This window comes from Burkholderia sp. Ed8 (assembly GCF_040761425.1).
GTDB lineage: Bacteria > Pseudomonadota > Gammaproteobacteria > Burkholderiales > Burkholderiaceae > Burkholderia > Burkholderia seminalis.
Map to the genome: position 1 here is coordinate 2448215 of NZ_CP142885.1, position 20467 is coordinate 2468681.

Here is a 20467-nt window from a genome sequence, read left to right on the forward strand (position 1 = left end):
CACCCGGCTGCCCCGCCCCGCCTGCCGCTCCGCCCCTGCGCCCCGGTCAGAAGTTCACGCGGATCCCGGCCATCACGGCCAGTTGCCGGCTCGCGTTGCTGTTCGCGAGCACCGGGATCTGCGCGTAGTTCACCGCGTTGCCGTTCGCATCGGTGCCGAGCCCCGTGCCGCTGGCGATCTGGCCGATCGCGACCGCGTACAGCGCGGTGCGCTTCGACAGGCTGTAGTTCGTGCCGACATTCACCTGATGAAAGCGCGTCGTACCGCGCCCGTCGGTATGGGCCGCGTTGAAGATGTACGCGACGCCGCCCTGCAGCGCCGGCGTGAACATGTACGTGACGTTCAGCTCGCCGATGTCGAACGTGAACGCCTGCGTGCGCGGCTGCGCGGCGGTCGAGAAATAGCGGCTGTCGCCGAGGCGCGTATGCGTGTACGTCAACGCGACCGTCGCCGCGCCGAGCGCGACCGAGCCGCCCGCGCCGAACGCGCGCATCGAGCCCGCATCCTGCAGCAGGCAGTACATCGCGCCCGCGTTGCTGCACGCGAAATCGCCGATGTAGCCGCTCGCGCCGCCGAGCGCCGCGTCGAGCGGCTGGTGCAGGTCGAGATAGCCGACCGAGAACGCCACCGGCGCACGCGTGTACGTCGCGGCCACCGCATAACCGCGCTTCGCGGAAAAGTCGCCGGCCTGCCCGCCGAAGCTGAACGTGCCGCCGAACGTGAGCCCGTGGAAATCGGCGCTGGTGAACTTCACCGCGTTGTTGAAGTTGAATGCGGCATTCAGGTTGTCGACGTCGCCGAGATGCGAGCCGTACGGCGTCGCCCAGTTGTTGCTCGACACGTACGCGCCGAGCATGTCGGTGTACGAGTCGTACTGGCGGCCGAGACCGAGCGTGCCGATGCCGTCCTGGCGCAGCCCGACCCACGCCTGCCGGCTGAACGCCGTGCCGCCCTGCAGCGCCTGCCCGTTCGCGGACAGGAACTGCTGCTCGAGCGCGAACACCGCGTCGAGCCCCCCGCCCAGCGGCTCGGCGCCCTGGAAACCGAAGCGGGACGGCACGAGGTTGCCGCCGCCCATCTGCCACGCATGGCCGCCGCCCGTGCTGCCGTCCGCACGCGTGAACTGCTGGTTCGTCGAGTAGATGATGCCGGTATCCACGGTGCCGTACAGCGTCACGCTTCCCGAGGTCTGCGCGTGTGCGTGCATGCAACCCAGCGTCGCCGCGGCTGCGGCCAGTCGTCGTCCGATTTTCATGTCCCGCCCTCTGTGTTCATCGATTCGCAGTGCAAATCGATGGCGTTGTCGATATGGGTGACGGGACTCTATCCAGCGAAAATTCAGGACCTCTATCGCAAATCGGCAAACGGTGGATTGCGCTGCCCGCGACGCTGCCCGGCGGCGCCGTCGCGGGCAGCGCGCATCATTCGGGGCGCGTCGTCTGGGAAGGCAGTTCGCCGAACAGGTCGCGATACTCTCGCGCGAAATAGCCGAGATGCGTGAATCCCCAGCTCGCGGCGGCCTCGCCGACGCCGAGCTGCTGCGCCGACGTCGTGCGCAGCATGCGGCGCACCGCGTTCAGCCGGATCGTGCGCAGGTAGCCGACCGGCGTGACGTCGGCCACGCGTTGAAAACTCGTCTGCAACGTCCGGCGGCTGCAGCGCAGCGCGCGGCACAGTTCGAGCACGGTGACGGGTTCCTCGGGCCGGTCGCGCAGATGCTTCTCGCAACGGCTCACGATATCGCTGTAGGTGGCATGCGTGATGTCGCGGCGCTCGACGCCGATACCCTGCTCGAGGGCATCGAGGAACATGCCGAGCATCGCATCGCGGAACATCTTGCGCGTGGCCGCGTGCTCGAGGTGGCCCGGGTTGCGCTGCGCGTCGTCGATCAGCGCCGACAGCCGCACGCCGAGCGCAACGCCCTGTTCGTCGGACAGCCGCGTCACGTGCCGCAGCTTGCGCGCGCCGGCCGCGCCGAATTCGGCCTCGCACAGCTCGTCGACCATGTCGGACGCCGCGCTGATCCCGACGAGCCCCATTCCTTCCGGCGTGTGGAATTCGAAATCCTCGCCGGCGCGCAGCGCGAGCAGCGCATAACCGTCGACCGGCTGGCCCTGGAAGGTACCCGCGAGCGGGACGGACAACGGCACCGCGAGCGACGTGCGCCCGGCCGGCGCAAGCCCGGTTTGCGCGACGCGCCGGTTGGTGGTTTCGCGAAAGAAGTGGAAATCGTCGTACAGCACCTGCGTGACGGTGCCCTTGAAGGGGCCGGGCGTCATCTGGCGGTAGACCTGATGCCAGCCCGCGATCGCGAGCCCGTGATCGTGCACGTCTTCGTGTGAGCGTGACTGGAACAGCATCGGCATCTCCGGTAAAACCCTTGGTCCTGGATGCGGCCGCCGGATTCGCACGGCACGCAGCGCCACAGCTTACCCTCGCAAAATCCTGCGTAGTGCGGTTTCGAACGCAAGCAAGGCCGCCGACAGCGCGGCGGCCTGCTCGCCGGTCAGCCGGACGTAGCGGCGAAACGACGGCATCCGGTTCACGACCTCGCTGCCGCCGAACGGCACGATCGCGAGCGTCCAGCGGCCGTCGCGCGCGCCGATCGTGCACTCGGTCAGGTGCAGCGGCCGCAGCGCGTCGACCAGCGACGGCTCGGCGACCAGCGCGGTCAGCGTGTCAGCGAATACGGGGTCGCATTCCGAGTCGCGTACCCCGTCGATCCCCGTCCGGCGCAGCCAGCCGGTCTGCCGCACGCGGGCGCTACCCTGCGCGGCCGGCCCGCGCACGGTCGCGGCCACCTTCACGCTGACCGTATGCATCAGGAACTGCCGCTCGACGCGCTCGTCGACACTCACGCGCACGCCGTTCGGCAGGCACGCCGTGGCGCCGCCCATATCGTCGGCCTCGCGCGCGGCCTGCAGGTCGGCCAGCACCCGCGCGGCGATCGCGCCGGGCCGATGACCGGGCGGCGGCGCGTCGGGCGCCGCGCGCCAGCGGGCGAGCGCGGCCTTCACGACGCAACGTGCTCGTTGCGCAGCACTTCCTCGACCGGCACCGGCCTGAACGGATGCCGGCGCTGCACGACGAGCGTCCAGAACAGCGCGTACAGCGCGGTGAGCCCGAGCATCGCGCCGAACGGCACGTAGATGTCGCGCGCGTTCATGCCCGGCGGCGTGATGTACCAGATCGCGAGCACGATGCCGACGCTCGACACGATCTGCGGCAGCGGGAACAGCGGCGACCGGTACGGGCGCGGCAGGTCCGGGCGGCGGATGCGCAGCATCACGACCGATGCCGTGACCAGCAGGTACGCGGTGCCCCACGCGCAGGTCGCGGCGAGCACGAGGTGCAGGATGCTGTCGAGATTGCCGTTGATCAGCCACGCGTGGAAGATCGGCACGATCGCCGCCGCCACGATGCCGACCACGGGCGTCTTGAAGCGCGGATGCAGGTATGCGAAGCAGCGCGGCAGCGCGCCGTCGATCGCCATCCCGTACAGGATGCGCGGCAGCCCGGCCATCAGCGTATTGATCGTCGCGGCGCCCGCGCACAGGAACGCGATGCCGAACCACACGCGGCCGAACGGGCCGAGCACCTGCAGCGCGAACGCGGGAATCGCGCCCGGCGTGTCGAGCAGGTGCGTGAGGCCGTCGGGGCTCACCGGCACGTTCGCGACCTGGCGGCGGATCGCCGCGCCGTACAGGAACATGCAGATCGCGACGCCGACGAGGCCGAGCGCCATCGCGCGCGGAATCGTCCTGCCCGGCGCCTTCATTTCCGGCGCGAGCGGCGTGACGAACTCGCAGCCGACGAACATGAACATCGCCATCCCGACGAGCGACAGCACGGCCGGCACCGACGTGCCGACTTCCGAGCCGCCGAACCAGCCGTCGAGATGCACGGCGGGCGCGGCCGCGAGACCGAGGATCCCGAAGATCATCAGCGACAGCCACATGCCGGCCGTCAGCACGATCTCCAGCTTGCTGAACACCTTGATGCCGACGATGTTGGTGACCGCGAACGTGACCACGAGGCCGACGCCGACGAGCCACGAGCTGTTGTGCTTCTCGAACGCCGCGTTCAGCGATTCGAAGTTGACCAGCGCCATGATGCCGCTCAGGATCGTCTCGGCCGTGCCGGCGAACACGTGCACGAGGAAATACGCGGAAATCGTGCCGGTGATCGCCCAGAAGCGGCCGAGCCCGCACGACAGATAATCGTAGACCGAGCCGGCCGTCGGCAGCATCGCGGCGGCTTCGGAGAACGTGGTGGCCTGCGCCTGCATCATCACGAACGCGATGATCATCGCGACCGCGAACGCCCAGCCGCCCATCCCGAAGCCCGACGTCGCGGTGAGGATCACCGGGCTCGCCATGATGAGGCCGACGGCGCTCGCCAGCGCGGTCGGAAAACCGACCGCACCGGCCTTCAGCGCGGTGCCGCCGCCCGCTTGCGCCGGCGAGCCGGCGGACGTGTCGCCCGCGGCGCCGGAAACGCCTGACCATCCCGACATCTTCGTCTCCTTCCAGTGCTGGCCCGAACCCGCGCTTCGTCGGCGGCTGGTGCCAAATTTGCCTTGCGATCGGCCCGGGGCGGCGCTTCAGCGCTTCGTTCCCGGACCCCTGTCGATCACGGCGTGATCCGATGTCGAAAAAATACGCAGGCAAAAAAACCAGGTCATAGCGCAAATCGGCAAACCCGCGGCGGCGTTCGCGCGTCCCGCCGCCGGTTTGCCTTCATGCGGCTACGCCGTCACGCGAACGGCACGGCCTCGAAGCCCGCCGCGAGGGCGTCGACGATCCGGTCGAGCTGCTCGCGCTGGATCACGAGCGGCGGCGACAGGATGATCTTGGTGCCGACCGGGCGCACCAGCACGCCGTTCTCGCGGGCGACTTCCGCGACCGCGTTCGCATAGCCGGACAGCGGGTCGATCGGCTCGCGCGTGTCCTTGTTCGCGACGAGGTCGAGCGCGAGCATCAGCCCCTTGCCGCGCACCTCGCCGACCGCCGCGAAACGCTCCGCGAACGGCTTCAGCGCCTCGAGCAGATACGCCCCCTGCTTCGCCGCATTCGCCGGCAGGTCTTCCTTCACGACGATGTCGAGGCTCGCGATCGCGGCCGCGCATGCGACCGGGTGGCCCGCATACGTATAGCCGTGCATGATCGCGCCGCCGAAATCGGCGTTCGCCGCGAATGCCTCCTCGATCCGCGCGTTCACGACCGTCGCGCCGAGCGGCACGTAGCCCGACGAGATCCCCTTCGCGAGACACATGATGTCCGGGCGCACGCCCCAGCCGCGGCTGCCGAACAGGCTGCCGCTACGGCCGAAGCCCGTCACGACCTCGTCGGCGATCAGCAGCACGCCGTAGCGGTCGCACACCTCGCGCACGAGCGGCCAGTAGTTGGCCGGCGGCACGATCACGCCGCCCGCGCCCTGGATCGGCTCCGCAATGAACGCGGCGACCGTGTCGGGGCTCTGGAACTGGATCTCGCGCTCGAGCAGTTCCGCGCAGATCCGGCCGAGTTCCTCGGGATCCTGCGTGAACGGGTTGCGGTACAGCCACGGCGTCTCGACGTGGAAGCAGCCGGGCAGGTTCGGTTCGTAGTTGCGGCGGAACACCGTGTTGCCGTTGACCGATGCGCCGCCGAAGTGCGTGCCGTGATAGCCCTGCTTCAGCGAAATGAACTTCGTGCGGTCGGCCTGGCCGCGCACCTTCCAGTACTGGCGCGCGATCTTCAGCGCGGTCTCGATCGAATCGGAGCCGCCCGAGCTGTACAGCACGCGGCGCATCCCCTCCGGTTCGAGCATGTCGATCACCTTCTTCGACAGTTCTTCCGCGCGCGGATGCGAAATGCCGTCGAACAGCTGGAAGTATTCGAGCTCGTCGAGCTGGCGCACGATCGCGTCCTTCACCTCCTGGCGGTTGTGGCCGACATTCACGTTCCACAGGCCCGCGACGCCGTCGACGAGCTTGCGGCCCTGTTCGTCGAACACGTAGCAGCCGTCGCCGCGCACGATGCGGATCGGCTTGCGCTGCTTCATCTCGTTCGGGTGCACCATCGGGTGCCAGAATTTCGCTTCGTTGTAGCTCATTGCAATCTCCACTGTCGGATCGTTTGAACCTGGGTCGTTCGGATTCGGGGGCCGCACCGCGCGTCAGTGCGCGATGCAGACGGATTTGGTTTCGGTGAAGCCTTCGATCGCGTACTGGCCGAATTCGCGGCCGATGCCCGATTGCTTGTAGCCGCCGAACGGCATCGACGGATCGAGCGGGATATGGCAGTTCACCCAGACGGTGCCGGCCTCGATCTGCGGCACGAGGTTCATCACGCGCTTCAGGTCGTTGCTCCAGACGCTCGCGGCAAGGCCGTACGGCGACGCGTTCGCGAGACGCACGGCGTCGGCCGCGTCGTCGAACGGCACCACGACGATCACGGGGCCGAACACCTCGTCGCGCACGATCGCGCTGTCCGGATGCGGATCGGCGATCACGGCCGGCTTCACGTAGTAGCCGGGCAGGTCGTCGGCCGGCGTGCCGCCCGCGAGGAACGTGAGGCCCGCGCGGCGCGCGCCTTCGATGTGCTGGACGACCTTGTCGCGATGATGCGCGGACACGAGCGGATTGATCTGCGCGGTCGTGTCGAGGCCCGCGCCGAGCTTCATCGACTGCGCGACGCCGGCGAGGCCGTCGGCGAGCTGCGCGAACTTGCTGCGGTGCACATAGAGGCGCGACGCGGCCGCGCACACCTGCCCCTGGTTGAAGAACGCGCCGGCAGCGACGCCGTCGAGCGCCTGCGCGACGTCGACGTCGTCGAGCATCACGATCGGGTTCTTGCCGCCGAGCTCGAGCGAGAAACGCGTCATGTTCTGCACGGCCGCCGCGCCGACCAGCTTGCCGGTCGCGGTCGAGCCCGTGAACGAGATCTTCGCGATCGACGGGTGGCTCGCGAGCGCCGAGCCGCAGACGCGGCCGCCCGTGACGACGTTGAACACGCCGGGCGGCACGCCGGCCTCGCGGGCGAGTTCGGCGAGGCGCAGCGCGGTGAGCGGCGTTTCCGGCGACGGCTTCAGCACGATCGTGCAGCCGGCCGCGAGCGCGGGAATCAGCTTCCACACGGCGATCATCAACGGGAAATTCCACGGCACGATCGCGGCGACCACGCCGACGGGCTCCTTGCGCGTGTAGGCCGTATAGCGCACGCCGGGCGGGAACGGGATCGACACGTCGAGCGTCTGGCCGGTGATCTTGGTCGCCCAGCCTGCCATGTAGCGCACGTATTCGACGCTCGCGCCGACCTCGATCGCGCGCGACACGTGGATCGACTTGCCCTGGTTCAGCGTTTCCAGCTGGGCGAGCGTCTCGGCGTCGCCTTCGATCAGGTCGGCGAGTTTCAGCAGGATGCGTTCGCGGTCGGCCGGGCGCAGCCCGCTCCATACGCGCGTGTCGAACGCGCGCTTCGCGCTGGCGACCGCGCGGTCGACGTCGCGAGCGTCGGCGTCCGCGACCGTCGCGAGCCGCTCGCCCGTCGCGGGGTCGTACACGTCGAGCCGCGCAGCCGATTGCGCGGGCTGCATGTCGCCGTCGATGAAGAGGCCGAAATCGCGCGCGACGAAGGTGCGCACGGTGTCGCTGACGGCGACGAAGTTCGTGTTGCTCATGGGCGTCTCGATGATTGTCGTGGCTGGACCGCGTGCCGGTGAGGCACGCGGGCGTCGGACCACTGTATCGACGAGGGATCGCGCCCGGTGAGCGCAAATTGGCAGCGCGTGACGGAAGGCGGCGGGTTCGAACCCCGCGGGTCGGATGGCGGGGCGTGACGAAGGAACCGACCGACAGGCTAGTTCTTGAAACCCTGCGACATAGACGCGAGGAAGTCGTATGCCTGGTAGTCCAGCCAGTACACCCCGAGTGCCAGCGGGATCAGAAAATACAGCGAATCGTACGTCCCGCTTCGCACGGTTCTGACGATGAAGATCGGCAGCGCAATGCTCAACGCGACGACCACCAGCGAAGCGGCAGTGAGTGCGACATCCATTTTCCCGGCCCTTTGATTGTTATCGAAACGACGATCGTGCATGGTACTGCACGACGTCGGGGCCCCGCTTGCAGGACGACTACAGAAACAGCGCCCCGACCAGTTCGGTACGGTTCGACACGCCGAGCTTGCGATACATGCGCATCAGGTGGGTCTTGATCGTCGGTTGCCCGAGCGCTAGATCGCGCGCGATCTCCTTGTTCGAGCGCCCGTCCCGCACGAGGCGCGCGATCTGTTCCTCGCGATAGGTGAGCCGCTCCTCGCAGCCGATTCGGTGGATCCCCCGCCGCGCGCGCAGCAGCGGGCCCAGCGCGGCTTCGGCCATCGGCTGCAGCCGCGCGAGCGCGTCGATTTCGCCGGGCGCGAACCGCCCTGCCGTGCTGTGGCCGGACGCGTCCCCGGTCCCGAAACGCAACAGCGAAAACGCGCCGATCGTGCGGCCCGCGTCGCGCAGCCAGATCTCGACGACGTCGGCCACGTCGTGGCGCCGCAGGAAACGGGTCCAGTACGCGGACGCCTCGCGTCTTTCGTCAGGCAATTGGGAGGCGAGCGTCACGACCGCGCGCTCACCGGCCGCGCAGCGCGACGGATGCAGCGGATCGAGCATCCGGTAGCGGGCGACATAGGTGCGATGCATCGATTCCGGCATCCCGAACAGCTCGAAATCGGCCGGTTCGCCGCTCTGGTCGAGCCGGTAGAACACGATCGCGGACGGGCTCGCGAACGCGTCGAACACCTCCACGCACGCGCGCAGCGCGCGCGGCCAGTCGGCGGCGGCGTGATCGACGGGAACGGATGGGATCGGCATGGTGGAATCGGCGGCGGGCGAACGGATCGAATAGCGAAGTCCGGGCCAGCCTACCGGCGCCGAAAAGCGCCGGTGAGCACAAATCGGCAAATCGTCCCGGTCCGGCGACGGTGGCCGGTCCGGCCGGGACGATACGCGCGCGACGATGCGCGCGCCATCATTCAGCGCGCGTTCGCGGAGAACGTGTCGCAGGCGCTCACCTCGCCCGATTCCATCCCGCGCCGCAGCCAGTACACGCGCTGTTCGCTGGTGCCGTGCGTGAAGCTTTCCGGCACGACGTAGCCTTGCCCCTGCTGCTGCAGGCGATCGTCGCCGATCGCGGCGGCCGCCTTCAGCCCCTGCTCGAAATCGCCGGGCTCCATCAGCCGCTGGTTGGCGCGCTGCGCATTGTTCGCCCACACGCCGGCGAAGCAGTCGGCCTGCAGCTCCATCCGCACCGACAGCGCGTTCGAGCGCGCCTGGCTCGACCGGCGGCGCGCCGCATCGACCTTGTCGGAAATGCCGAGCAGGTTCTGCACGTGATGGCCGACTTCGTGCGCGATCACGTAGGCCTGCGCGAAATCGCCGCCCGCGCCGAAACGCTTGCGCAGTTCGTCGTAGAAACCGAGGTCGATATATACCTTGCGGTCGGCCGGGCAATAGAACGGCCCCATTGCCGTCTGGCCCGTGCCGCAGGCGGTCGGCGTCGAGTTCGTGAACATCACGAGCTTCGGCGCCTGATACTGCGCGTGCAGCTGGGTCGAGAAGACGCCCGTCCACGTGTCCTCGATGTTGGCGAGCACCTTGCGCGTGAACACCGCGCCCGGATCGGCGGCCGGCGCGCCCTGGCGTTGCTCCGGCGCGGGTTGCGCCTGCTGCTGGCGGCCCTGCAGCGCCGACGCGCCCTCGAGCACCACGCGCGGGTCGATCCCGAAGAAATACGACGCGGCCAGCGCGACCACGATCGTGCCGATGCCGATCGTCGCACCGCGCCCGCCGCCGAAACCGCCGGCGCCGCGGCGATCCTCGACGTTCATGCTTTCTCTTTCGTCGTCCAGCCTCATTGCCGGCCCCTCCCTGTCCTTGTCGATGGTCCGGCCGCGCCAGCGCGCAACCGGGCGATACGTCGCGACGACTCGATCCAGCGGCGGACGCGATACCCGCGCAGCGGATGCACGCTCGCGCCGTTCCTGCCGGCCCGCCGCGCCGCTCGCACGACGGAATCGGCCGGCCGACGCGCCGCGCGTCGATGCGCGCGTACGCCCGCGCTATTTTGCCGGGCTTTCGCGACTTATCCCAAAAATGTGGAGGATAGAGCGATTCGGCGCCGGACATCGTCAGCCTTTGCAAAATGGGCAGGACCGAACCGGCCGTCCGGACGGCCTTCATTCATCCTTTCGGCGGATACCGCCGCGTGCCGGCGCCGCCTAAAGTGGCCGCTCACGACACCTTTCCGGAGAACGACATGACGCACCCGCCCTCCCGCACGATCGCGATCACCGGCGCGGGCACCGGCATCGGCGCCGCGTGCGCGCGCCGCTTCGCCAGCCGCGGCGACCGCGTCGTGCTGATCGGGCGCCGTCAGGCGCCGCTCGACGCGCTGGCCGCCGAAACGGGCGGTCTCGCGCTCGCGGGCGACGCCGCGAGCACGGCCGACTGGGCCGGCTTCCTGCCGCGGATCGCCGAACGCTTCGGTCACGTCGACGCGCTCGTCGCATGCGCGGGCGGCCACGGCACCGGCCGCGCGGACGAAACCGACGATGCGCGGTGGCGCGACGCGATGCACGCGAACCTGGACACCGCATTCGTCAGTGCACGCGCGTGCCTCCCCGACCTGATCGCGCAGCGCGGCAGCATCGTGCTGGTCGCGTCGATCGCGGCGCTCGCGGCCGGGCCCGGCGTATGCGGCTACACGGTCGGCAAGCATGCGCTGATCGGGCTCGCGCGCTCGCTCGCGCGCGACTATGGCCCGCAAGGCGTGCGCGCGAACGCCGTCTGCCCGGGCTGGGTCCGCACGCCGATGGCCGACGCGGAAATGGAGCCGCTGATGGCCGCGCACGGCGATTCGCTCGACGGCGCGTACGCCCGCGTCAGCGCCGACGTGCCGCTGCGGCGGGCGGCCGATCCGGACGAAATCGCGGCCATCTGCGCGTTCCTCGCGTCGCCGGATGCGTCGTTCGTCACCGGCGCGACGCTCGTCGCCGACGGCGGCGCGATGGCCGTCGACGTGCCGACGCTCGCGTTCGACCGGCTTTGATGCAAGCCGGCACACCGCCCGCGTGACACCGGGTGGCAGCCGGCGAGTCGGCCGCCGGCCGCCCGTACCCGCGACGACACACGCGGCGCCCGTCCGTTTCCCACCCCGGAAATCCGCTACCATCGACCGATCCCGCCGCCGCTCCCGGCCGGCCTCTGCGTTCGGACATCGATGAACATCCGGTTTCTTGAAACCTTCGTCTGGCTCGCGAAGCTGGAAAACTTCCGGCTCACGGCCGAAAAGCTGCACACGACGCAGGCCGCCGTGTCGAGCCGCATCGCATCGCTCGAGGAGGCGTTCGACGTGCGCCTGTTCGATCGCAACACGCGCTCGGCCACGCTCACGCCCGCGGGGCGGCGCATGCTGGCCTATGCGGAGCGCATCGTGCGGCTCGACGGCGAAATGCGCCGCGACATCGATGCGGCGAGCGACGCGGGCCTGATCCGGATCGGCGTGATCGAATCGATCGTGCACAGCTGGTTCCCGGCGCTGATGGCGCAACTGCGCGAGCGCTATCCGCGCCTCGACGTCGAGATCACGAGCGACACGACGCTGCACCTGACCCGTCTGCTCAGCACCGACGGCGTCGACCTGATCCTTCAGACCGACCCGGTGCCGGGCCCCGACTTCACGAACCTGCCGCTGTGCGAGTTCCCCGTACGCTGGGCCGCGAGCCCGCGCCTCGGGCTCGGCGGCCAGCCGCTCGACGTCGCGCGCCTGGCCGGGTTTCCGATCATCAGCTTCTCGCGCCACTCGGGTCCGCATGCGACGATCGAGCGCCTGTTCGCGGCCGTCGAGCGGCCGGCCAGCATCAACTGCATCACGTCGGTCGCCGCGATGATCCGCCTCGTCGCCGACGGCTTCGGCGTCGCCGCGCTGCCGCCCGCGATCATCGGGCGCGAGCTGCAGGAAGGCGCGCTCGAACTGCTCGACGTCGAACCGGAATTCCCCGCGCTGCCGCTCGTCGCGACGTACCGCAGCCAGGGGCTGCCGGTGGCCGCGCGCATCGCCGAACTCGCGAGCGAAGTCGCGCGTGCAACGGCCCCGGCTACGAGCTTCGCAAAGCCTGCCGCCCCGGCCGCGCCCGATCGCATCGACACGGCGGCGGCACGCAAGGCAAGCCGGACGACAACAGCAACGCCGACAAAAACGAAACGCACGACGCGAGCCGCACCGGCGTCCCCCGCCGCGACACGCCGCCCGCGCCGCTCATAAGAAAACCTGTTCACCGCGAATTTGTTTTCTTGTTGGACGGGCGCGGCCCGTCTTCGGGACACTGCGGTTCCTGACACCCCCGTCACAAGGAACCCCGCGATGACCCGCCTTTCCCTCCCGCACGGCCAGCTTTGCGTCTGGACGGATATCGACCCCGCGCACGAAGCCGACTTCAACGCGTGGTACGACCGCGAGCACATGCAGGAACGTGTCGCGATTCCCGGCTTTACGCATGCACGGCGCTTTCGCGCGACCGACGGCGGCCCGCGCAAGTACCTCGCGCTGTACGTGACGGAGGCGCTCGACGTGTTCCGCGGCGACGCGTACCGCCGCGCGTTCACGCAGCAGACCGCCTGGTCGCTCGCGAACTTCGAACGCATGACGGGCACGCAACGGCGCGTCGGCGAGCTGACGATCGAGGCCGGCGACGGCGAAGGCGCGCATCTCGCGCTGTTCGTGCTGCCGCCGCAGCACATCGACGTGCCGCCACTGCGCGCGCGCTTCGACGACGCGCTGCACGAACCGGGCATCCACGCCGCACGACTCTTCCGCACCGCGCCCGACCTGTCCGCGCCGATCGGCGCGGATGCGGCCGCCCGCCCGGCCGCCGATGCACTCGTACTGGTCGAAGGCAGCGACGCAGCCGTCACGCGCCGCGTGGCCGCCGCGCTCGCCGGGCACGACGACGTCCGCACGTTCGACCTGCTGTGGCGCGCCGCCGCGCCGCCGCGGGTTGCGTACCGTGACGCCGAAGCCGAACCGGCCGCCGCGGCCGCATTGCCTGCCTGAACGCCGACACCGGCGCTCGCCGCACCGCACGCGGTCCGCACGCCGGTCCCTCTCCCGTCATCCGTCACGACCCGCCCGATACCATGAGCACTCTCGCCCAGCCCGCCGCCCACGCGCCCCGCCGCGTCCGCACCCGCCGACTCGCGACCGCGAGCATGATCGGTACGTCGCTCGAGTGGTACGACTTCACGATCTACAACACGCTCGCCGCGCTCGTTTTCAATCACCTGTTCTTCCCGTCGGTCGATCCGCTGGCCGGCACGATCCTCGCGTTCTCGACCTATGCGGTCGGCTACGTGTCGCGCCCGCTCGGCGGTTTCGTGTTCGGCAACCTCGGCGACCGCATCGGCCGCCGCGCGGTGCTGATGCTCACGCTCGTGCTGATGGGCGTGACGACCGCGCTGATGGGTGCGCTGCCGACCTACGCGCAGGCCGGTATCCTGAGCCCGGTCCTGCTCGTCGCGCTGCGTTTCGTGCAGGGCGTCGCGCTCGGCGGCGAATGGGCCGGCGCGGTGCTGCTGTCGGTCGAGCATGGCGACCAGAAGCGGCGCGGGCTGTCCGCGTCGTGGACGCAGATCGGCCCGTCGTTCGGCACGCTGCTCGGCACCGGCTGCATCGCGCTCGTGACGCTGTCGACCACGTCCGACGCCTTCCTGTCGTGGGGCTGGCGCGTGCCGTTCGCGGCCAGCGCGCTGCTCGTCGTGTTCGGTTTCTGGCTGCGGCGCGGCGTCGACGAAACGCCGCAGTTCGAGCAACTCGCCGAATCGCACGCGACCGCCGACGTCCCCGTCGCCGACGTGCTGAAGTATCACTGGAAGCGTCTGCTGATCGCGGGCGGCTCGCGGATCGGCTCGGACGTGCTGTATGCGCTGATCGTCGTGTTCACGCTGACCTATGTGACGACCGTGCTGCACCTGTCGCGCCCCGTCGCGCTGACGGCCGTGATGATCGGCACCGCGTGCAACGCACTCGCGGTGCCGTTCTTCGGCGCGCTGTCGGACCGCTTCGGCCGCCGGCCCGTGTATCTCGCCGGCGCGCTGGCCGGCATCGTGTGGGCGTTCGTGTTCTTCGCGATGCTCGATTCGGCGCGCCCCGGCGCGATCGTCGCGGCGGTTGCGGTCGGTCTCGTGATCCATGCGGTGATGTATGGCCCGCAGGGCGCGTTCGTGACCGAACAGTTCCCCACCCGCGTGCGCTATGCGGGCTCGTCGCTCGCCTACACGCTCGCGGGCATCGTCGGCGGCGGCTTCGCGCCGCTCGTGATCGCCACGCTGTTCCGGCAGACGGGCACGACGACGGCCGTGTCGCTGTACGTCACCGCCGCGCTCGTCGTCACGTCGATCGCGCTGCTCGCCGCGCGCGAGACCGCACACCGGGCTCTCGAGGATTGAGCGCCGCCAGCCGATTCATTGCTTCGCACTTCAAATGGATATCCGCATGCAAGCCCTGTCGTTCAACGTGATTTCCCTGCAAGATGCACCGGCCGCCGTCGACGTCGACATCGAGCGCGTCGTGATTGCCGGCTGGGCCGGCCGCGACCCGGCCGCGATCCAGGCGCATATCGACGAACTCGCAGCGCTCGGCGTCGCGCCGCCGTCGACCACGCCGTGCTTCTATCGCGTATCGTCCGCGCTGCTCACGCAGGCGCCGTCGATCGGCGTGCTCGGTACACGCTCGGGCGGCGAGATCGAGTGCGTGCTCGTCGACAGCCCGGCCGGCACGCTGGTGACGGTCGGGTCCGATCACACGGATCGCGAGGTCGAGGCGTACGGCGTCGCGGTGTCGAAGCAGGTATGCGCGAAACCGCTCGGCCGCGATGCATGGCGGTATGCGGACGTCGCCGGTCACTGGGACGCGATCGAGATGCGTGCGTGGCTGATTGCGCGCGATGGCGAACGGGTCGCGTACCAGCACGGCGCGGTGAGCGGCCTGCTCGCGCCGGACGTGCTGTGGCGGCGTTTCGACGACCGCCGCACGATGCCCGCGCGCTGCGCGATGTATGGCGGGACGGTCGCCGTGCATGGCGCGATCGCGGCGATGGGCGACGGCGATGCGTTCGAGATGGAACTGCACGATCCGGTGCTCGGGCGCAGCCTGCGGCACCGGTATGCGGTCGAGGTGTTGCCGGTCGTGGCGTAACGGCAGCGGAAAACCGCACGGGACGCGCGCGGCGGCGTTCGGCCGGCGCGCCCGTTCCTACCTGTACGATTCAAAGCAGCGGTAGTCCGGGAAGTTGAACTGCGAGTTGTCGCAGTACAGCACACCTGCCAGGTTGGTACACCCGCTCAATGTGAACACGATTGCTCCCGCAACCGACGCTTTCCATCCGAATTGCCACATCGCGCCCCCGTTTTCGCATGATCGGTATCACCGACATGATGCGCATCGGACGTGCGCGGGTATGTGGAGAATTGTTGTCCCGCGGGTGCTTCAATGCGCGACGGCGCTTTCCCGTGCCCGGGCGAAGCCCGTCGCAAGGGCCCAGGCTCACTTGAGACACCCCAGCCCCGCCAGCGTCGCCTCCACCGCCGTATCGAGCGGCGTCACCGGCTCGCGGCCGAGCACCGCGGTGACGCGTGCGTTGTCCATCCGCAGCGGCTCGCGCCACAGGTAACGCATCTCCAGCATCTCGCGCAGCGTCGTGACGAACGGCGCCGCCGCCCACACGAGCCACCACGGAAAGCGCCGCACCACCGGCCGCGCCCCGTGCCGTTGCGCGACGCGCTGCACGGCCTGCGCCATCTGCGTGCCGTCCGCATCCCAGTGCCCGCCCAGATGAAAACGCGCGAACGGCTCCAGCGCATCGCGCCGTTCGATCAGTTCGACCATCGCGCGGGCGGCGTCCGGCAGGTACGACCACTGATGGCCGACGCCCGGCCGCCCCGGTACATTGACGGTCGCGACGGGCCGTCCGGGCTTGATCAGCCCCTGCGAGAACCAGTTGTTGCGGGCGCTCGCCCCGAAGAAATCGCCCGCCCGCACGATGATCGTGCGCACGCCCCGCGCGGTCGCGTCCTGCAGCCGCCGCTCCATCTCGACGCGGATCGCGCCCTTGCGGGTCGCCGGATGCTGCGGGGCATCCTCCCGCAGCAGCGGGAACGCATCCGCGCCATAGTTGTAGACGGTCCCGGGCAGCACGATGGTCGCCTGCGCCCCCGTCGCCGCCGCGATCGTGTTGTCGATCATCGGCAGCACCTGGGTCGGCCAGTTCCGGTATCCGGGCGGATTCACCGCATGCACGATCACGCTGCAGCCGCGTGCGGCACGGACCACCGCGTCGCGATCCAGCGCATCGCCGCGCATCCACACGATGCCGTCGCGCTCCACGACCTCGGCATCGAGCCCGCGCTTGAGCGCACGCACCTGCCAGCCTGCATCGCGCAACTGCCGCGCGACTTCCCCGCCAATCCCGCCGCTCGCACCGAGCACCAGTACCTGCCGGTGCGCCATGCCTGTATCCGTCGTCATCGCCGCTCTCCTTGAATGAACCATCGTGAGACGCATTCTGGCGTGCCGGCGACTAACAATAAATTGCCCAACCTCGAAGATCGGCTATACATTTATGTATGACCATCGATCTGAACTGGGAACGCTACCGGACCTTTCTCGCCGTGCTGACGGAGGGCTCGCTTTCCGGCGCGGCGCGCGCGCTCGGCATCACGCAGCCGACGGCCGGCCGCCACGTCGCGGCGCTCGAAGCCGCGTTCGGCCAGACGCTGTTCACGCGCTCGCCGTCGGGCCTGCTGCCGACCGAGGCGGCGCTTGCGCTGCGCGGCCACGCCGAAGCGCTGCGCAGCGCGGCGGCCGCGTTCGAGCGCGCGGCCGCGAGCCACGGCGCGGGCGTGCGCGGCATCGTGCGGATCTCGGCCAGCGACGTGATCGCCGTCGAGGTGCTGCCGCCGATGCTCGCGCGGTTGCGGCGCGAGCATCCGGGGCTCGTGATCGAACTGGTGCCGACCGACCGCATCCAGGACGTGCTGAAGCGCGAGGCCGACATCGCGGTGCGGATGGCGCCGCCCGCGCAGGAGGCGCTCGTCGCGCGGCGCATCGGCGAAATCGAGGTCGGGCTGTATGCCCGCGACGACTACCTCGCGCACAACGGGACACCCGCGACGATCGATGCACTCGCGCATCATGCGCTGATCGGCTTCGATACGGTCACGCCGTTCATCCGTTCGGCGGGGCGCGGGATGCCGTCATGGAAACGCGACGCGTTCGCGCTGCGCACCGACAGCAACCTCGCGCAACTCGCGATGATCCGCGCCGGCTACGGAATCGGCTTCTGCCAGTCGGCGCTCGCGAAACGCGACGCCCGGATCGTGCGCGTGCTGCCGGACGCACTCGCGATGCGGCTGGAAACCTGGGTCGTGATGCACGAGGACCTGCGGACGAGCCCGCGCTGCCGTGCCGTGTTCGACGCGCTCGCCAACGGGTTGCGTGCTTATGTCGATGGCGAAACCGCCGAGTAGACGGCGGCTGGCGTGAATCGCGCGGGCCGCGCTATTCGTAGCTTTTTCCGGCGAACAGGATGTCCGCGAGACGGCGCCACGGGTTCTCGAGCACGTCGTAGAACCGCAGCCCTTCCTCCGACGCCTCGGCCCAGTCGACCATCGCCTCCAGGTACTCGCCGATCGAGCGGTTTTCCCAGCCGAGCGCGGCATGCGCGTACGGCGACGGCGGCATGTCGGCCTCGAGCTGCCGCTCCTTGTGCCAGTCATGGCCGAGCACGCGCAGGAAGTGGATCAGCGAGCGCTCGTCGACCACACGCTCCAGCGCATCCTGCAGCCTTTCGGCCATCTGGTTCTTCAGATCGTCGTTCATGCCTGTGGTCCCCTGGCGCGCCTCCCGGATACGCGCCGCCGCGTGTCGCGCGGCAAGGTTTTACATCAGCAGCTGGCGCGACAGCACTTCGCGCGCCTGGGTGACGGTCTCGCGTTCGCCCGGCATCGGCGGCGTCAGCGAAAACACCGCGTCGGGCAGCGGCGGCAAGCGGAATTTCGTGCCGAGCCGCATCAGGCCGTCGCCGATCGCCGACGCGCACAGGCAGCCGACCCCAAGCCCGGCCGCGAGCATCGACTGCAGCCCCGCGACCCCCGATGCGCTGTGCACCAGCACGTACGGCGTGTGCTGCTCGTCGAGCGAGCGCACGGCGACCTGATGCATCATGCAGTCGTCCGGCAGCAGCACGAGCGGCAGCGGCTCGGGCAACTGCTCGGCGAGCGCGGGCGACGCGACCCACGACAGCGGCTCGCGCCGCAACACCCAGCGCGCATCGGCCGACGCCGGCCGGAACGGCCCGCTCGACAGGTTCATCACGACGCCGAGATCGATCTGCCCGCGCGCGTGCGCGGCCTCGATGTCCACGCTCTTCATCGCGCTCACGTGCAGGCTCAACTGCGGATAGCACTCGCGCAGCCGTGCCAGCATCCCCGCCACTTCATTCGTGCGGTAGTAGTCGGTGATCGCGACGCGCAGCTCGCCCTTGATCGCCTGCCCGCGCAGCTCGTCGAACGCGGCCTCGTTCAACGCGACGATGCGCCGGGCGTGCTGCAGCAGCCGCGTGCCGGCCGGCGTCGGCTCGACGCCGCGCTTGCTGCGCACGAACAACGGCACGCCGGCGCGCGATTCGAGCTTGCGCACCTGCTCGCTGACCGTCGACTGCGACAGGTGCAGCAGCGGCGCGGCGGCCGACAGGCTGCCGGCGTCCGCGACCGCCGCGAAAGTGCGCAACTGATCCAGGTCGAAACCGCGCATCGCCCTCTCCATCCATCGAATAACCCGATGGATGCTACCACTCTTTCCCGCTTTTCCGAACCATAGGCGATCGCCAGAATACGGGGTCAACGGCCTGCGTGCGTCGCCTGCACATACGGCCCTCATTTTTTGGACCCTGCTGCCATGACGAACCCCACCCTTGCTCCTTGCGCGCCAGCCGGCGCGGCCGCCGCGGCGACGCCGCGCAGCCATCACGGCTGGGCGCTCGTGGTCCTGCTGGTCGGCGCCATTCTGCCGCCGCTTGACTACTTCATCGTGAATCTTGCGTTACCGGCCATCCGCGACGGCATCGGCGCGCGCCCCGCCGAACTGCAGCTCGTCGTGTCCGCGTACGCATGCGCGAGCGCGGTCGTCCAGATCACGGGCGGCCGCCTCGGCGACCTGTACGGCCGCAAGCGCATGTTCATGACCGGCATGGCCGGCTTCGTGCTCGCGTCGACGCTGTGCGGGCTCGCCGGCAACGGCACCGTGCTCGTCGGCGGCCGCGTGCTGCAGGGCCTGTTCGCCGCGATCCTCGCGCCGCAGGTGCTCGCGACGATCCGCAGCGTGTTCAGCCCGCAGGAACAGGTGCGCGTGATGGGCTTCTACGGGTTCGCGTTCGGCCTCGCGGCCGTGATCGGCCAGCTGGGCGGCGGCGCGTTGATCAGCCTGCATCCGTTCGGGCTCGGCTGGCGCGCGATCTTCCTCGTCAATCTGCCGATCGGCATCCTTGCGCTGATCGGCAGCTGGCGCTTCATTCCGGAGAACCGGCCGCCGCGCGGCCAGCGCATCGACGTGCCCGGCACGATGCTGATGTCGCTGTTCCTGCTGATGCTCGTGTACCCGCTCACGCACGGCCGCGAGGCCGGCTGGCCGCTGTGGATGATCGCGTGCCTCGTCGGCGCGCTGCCGATGCTCGGCGCGCTGCTGGCCGTCGAATCGCGCCGGCTCGCCGGCGGCCGCGATCCGCTGCTCGACGTGCGCCTGTTCCGCAACCCGGTCGTCGCGCTCGGGCTCCTGCTCGCGTTCCTGTTCTACATGCTGAGCGCGTTTTTCCTGAGTTACGGGATCTATCTGCAGGGCTGCCTGAACTGGTCGCCGCTCGCGTCCGGGTTCGCGATCCTGCCGCTCGGGCTCGGCTTCCTCGCCAGTCCGCTGCTGATGCCGCGCCTCGTCGGCAGGTTCGGCGGCCATCGCGTCCTCACGCTCGGCTTCGTGATGCTCGCGGCCGGCGTCACGACCGCTGCCGCGCTCGCGAGCGAAGGCGCGCCGGGGCCCGGCTTCTATGCCGGCATCGCGGCGATCGGGATCGGACAAGGGCTCGTGTTGCCGTCGGTCGTACGGATCGTGCTCGCGGAAGTCGACGCGGCCCGCGCGGGCGTCGCGTCCGGGATGGTCAGCGCGATGCTGCAGATCGGCGCGGCCGTCGGTGCCGCGACGATCGGCGGCGTGTTCTTCGCCCGGCTCGGCAGCCATCCGGCCGCGGTCGATTACGTGCAGGGATTCAGGACGTCGATGTTCACGCTGACGGTCGTGTTGCTGGCGTGCATCGCCTTGTCGACGGCGCTCGGGCCGCTGCATCGCCGGCTGCATGCCCGCGCGTGAACGGGAGCGAGACGGACTCGC

Annotated in this window: 19 protein-coding genes; 7 read left to right on the forward strand and 12 right to left on the reverse strand. The window is 69.6% G+C overall.

Annotation, left to right across the window (positions count from 1 at the left end):
* Window positions 1–46: 46 nt before the first annotated feature.
* The 9 genes from VXM69_RS11200 to VXM69_RS11240 all read right to left on the reverse strand — a co-directional run bounded on the left by VXM69_RS11200 (window position 47) and on the right by VXM69_RS11240 (window position 9890).
* Window positions 47–1255, reverse strand: coding sequence for a porin (locus tag VXM69_RS11200; RefSeq protein WP_367188596.1), 1209 nt, complete (start codon window positions 1253–1255; stop codon window positions 47–49).
* A gap of 166 nt (window positions 1256–1421) precedes the next feature.
* Window positions 1422–2360 carry a helix-turn-helix domain-containing protein gene (locus VXM69_RS11205; RefSeq protein ID WP_034189533.1) on the reverse strand — a complete coding sequence of 313 codons (939 nt, stop codon included), beginning with the start codon at window positions 2358–2360 and terminating at the stop codon, window positions 1422–1424.
* 69 nt (window positions 2361–2429) lie between these two features.
* Entirely contained in the window at window positions 2430–3017 is a 588-nt protein-coding gene (locus tag VXM69_RS11210) for a DUF3156 family protein (protein WP_034189466.1), read from the reverse strand.
* Window positions 3014–4516: an APC family permease gene (locus tag VXM69_RS11215; RefSeq protein WP_034189465.1), complete on the reverse strand. Its 1503-nt coding sequence runs from the start codon at window positions 4514–4516 to the stop codon at window positions 3014–3016. Before VXM69_RS11215 ends, VXM69_RS11210 begins: the two co-directional genes overlap by 4 nt.
* A gap of 239 nt (window positions 4517–4755) precedes the next feature.
* Window positions 4756–6096 (reverse strand): aspartate aminotransferase family protein, encoded by a 1341-nt coding sequence (locus tag VXM69_RS11220; protein WP_034189464.1) that lies wholly within the window; start codon window positions 6094–6096, stop codon window positions 4756–4758.
* A 63-nt stretch (window positions 6097–6159) separates the two neighbouring features.
* Window positions 6160–7662, reverse strand: a complete 1503-nt coding sequence (locus VXM69_RS11225) for an aldehyde dehydrogenase family protein (protein WP_367188597.1) — start codon at window positions 7660–7662, stop codon at window positions 6160–6162.
* 179 nt (window positions 7663–7841) lie between these two features.
* Window positions 7842–8081 carry a hypothetical protein gene (locus tag VXM69_RS11230; protein WP_226194094.1) on the reverse strand — a complete coding sequence of 80 codons (240 nt, stop codon included), beginning with the start codon at window positions 8079–8081 and terminating at the stop codon, window positions 7842–7844.
* Between the two features lie 37 nt (window positions 8082–8118).
* Window positions 8119–8847 (reverse strand): LuxR family transcriptional regulator, encoded by a 729-nt coding sequence (locus VXM69_RS11235; RefSeq protein ID WP_200088836.1) that lies wholly within the window; start codon window positions 8845–8847, stop codon window positions 8119–8121.
* A 161-nt stretch (window positions 8848–9008) separates the two neighbouring features.
* Window positions 9009–9890: a neutral zinc metallopeptidase gene (locus tag VXM69_RS11240; RefSeq protein WP_034189460.1), complete on the reverse strand. Its 882-nt coding sequence runs from the start codon at window positions 9888–9890 to the stop codon at window positions 9009–9011.
* A 401-nt stretch (window positions 9891–10291) separates the two neighbouring features.
* Between VXM69_RS11240 and VXM69_RS11245 the strand changes: the two genes are divergently transcribed.
* The 5 genes from VXM69_RS11245 to VXM69_RS11265 all read left to right on the forward strand — a co-directional run bounded on the left by VXM69_RS11245 (window position 10292) and on the right by VXM69_RS11265 (window position 15226).
* The gene (locus VXM69_RS11245) at window positions 10292–11083 is read left to right on the forward strand and encodes an SDR family NAD(P)-dependent oxidoreductase (RefSeq protein WP_367188598.1); all 792 of its coding nucleotides are present in this window, start codon (window positions 10292–10294) and stop codon (window positions 11081–11083) included.
* Between the two features lie 171 nt (window positions 11084–11254).
* Window positions 11255–12298: a LysR family transcriptional regulator gene (locus VXM69_RS11250; RefSeq protein ID WP_367188599.1), complete on the forward strand. Its 1044-nt coding sequence runs from the start codon at window positions 11255–11257 to the stop codon at window positions 12296–12298.
* A gap of 99 nt (window positions 12299–12397) precedes the next feature.
* Complete coding sequence (locus VXM69_RS11255) at window positions 12398–13087, forward strand: hypothetical protein (RefSeq protein ID WP_367188600.1); 690 nt, start codon at window positions 12398–12400, stop codon at window positions 13085–13087.
* An 83-nt stretch (window positions 13088–13170) separates the two neighbouring features.
* Complete coding sequence (locus VXM69_RS11260) at window positions 13171–14478, forward strand: MFS transporter (protein ID WP_049033354.1); 1308 nt, start codon at window positions 13171–13173, stop codon at window positions 14476–14478.
* 46 nt (window positions 14479–14524) lie between these two features.
* Window positions 14525–15226 (forward strand): DUF2848 domain-containing protein, encoded by a 702-nt coding sequence (locus VXM69_RS11265; protein ID WP_034189531.1) that lies wholly within the window; start codon window positions 14525–14527, stop codon window positions 15224–15226.
* A 348-nt stretch (window positions 15227–15574) separates the two neighbouring features.
* Here the strand turns inward: VXM69_RS11265 and VXM69_RS11270 are convergent, their stop codons facing one another.
* Window positions 15575–16555, reverse strand: coding sequence for an NAD-dependent epimerase/dehydratase family protein (locus VXM69_RS11270; RefSeq protein ID WP_226227693.1), 981 nt, complete (start codon window positions 16553–16555; stop codon window positions 15575–15577).
* A gap of 98 nt (window positions 16556–16653) precedes the next feature.
* Here VXM69_RS11270 and VXM69_RS11275 point away from each other — a divergent pair, with 98 nt between their 5' ends.
* Window positions 16654–17556 carry a LysR family transcriptional regulator gene (locus VXM69_RS11275; RefSeq protein ID WP_049033348.1) on the forward strand — a complete coding sequence of 301 codons (903 nt, stop codon included), beginning with the start codon at window positions 16654–16656 and terminating at the stop codon, window positions 17554–17556.
* 31 nt (window positions 17557–17587) lie between these two features.
* Here the strand turns inward: VXM69_RS11275 and VXM69_RS11280 are convergent, their stop codons facing one another.
* Together VXM69_RS11280 and VXM69_RS11285 are read right to left on the reverse strand one after the other, a co-directional pair.
* Window positions 17588–17908 carry a hypothetical protein gene (locus VXM69_RS11280; RefSeq protein WP_367188601.1) on the reverse strand — a complete coding sequence of 107 codons (321 nt, stop codon included), beginning with the start codon at window positions 17906–17908 and terminating at the stop codon, window positions 17588–17590.
* A gap of 60 nt (window positions 17909–17968) precedes the next feature.
* Entirely contained in the window at window positions 17969–18841 is an 873-nt protein-coding gene (locus tag VXM69_RS11285) for a LysR family transcriptional regulator (RefSeq protein ID WP_034189453.1), read from the reverse strand.
* Between the two features lie 144 nt (window positions 18842–18985).
* Between VXM69_RS11285 and VXM69_RS11290 the strand changes: the two genes are divergently transcribed.
* The gene (locus tag VXM69_RS11290; protein WP_367188602.1) at window positions 18986–20446 is read left to right on the forward strand and encodes an MFS transporter; all 1461 of its coding nucleotides are present in this window, start codon (window positions 18986–18988) and stop codon (window positions 20444–20446) included.
* The last annotated feature ends 21 nt before the right edge of the window (window positions 20447–20467 follow it).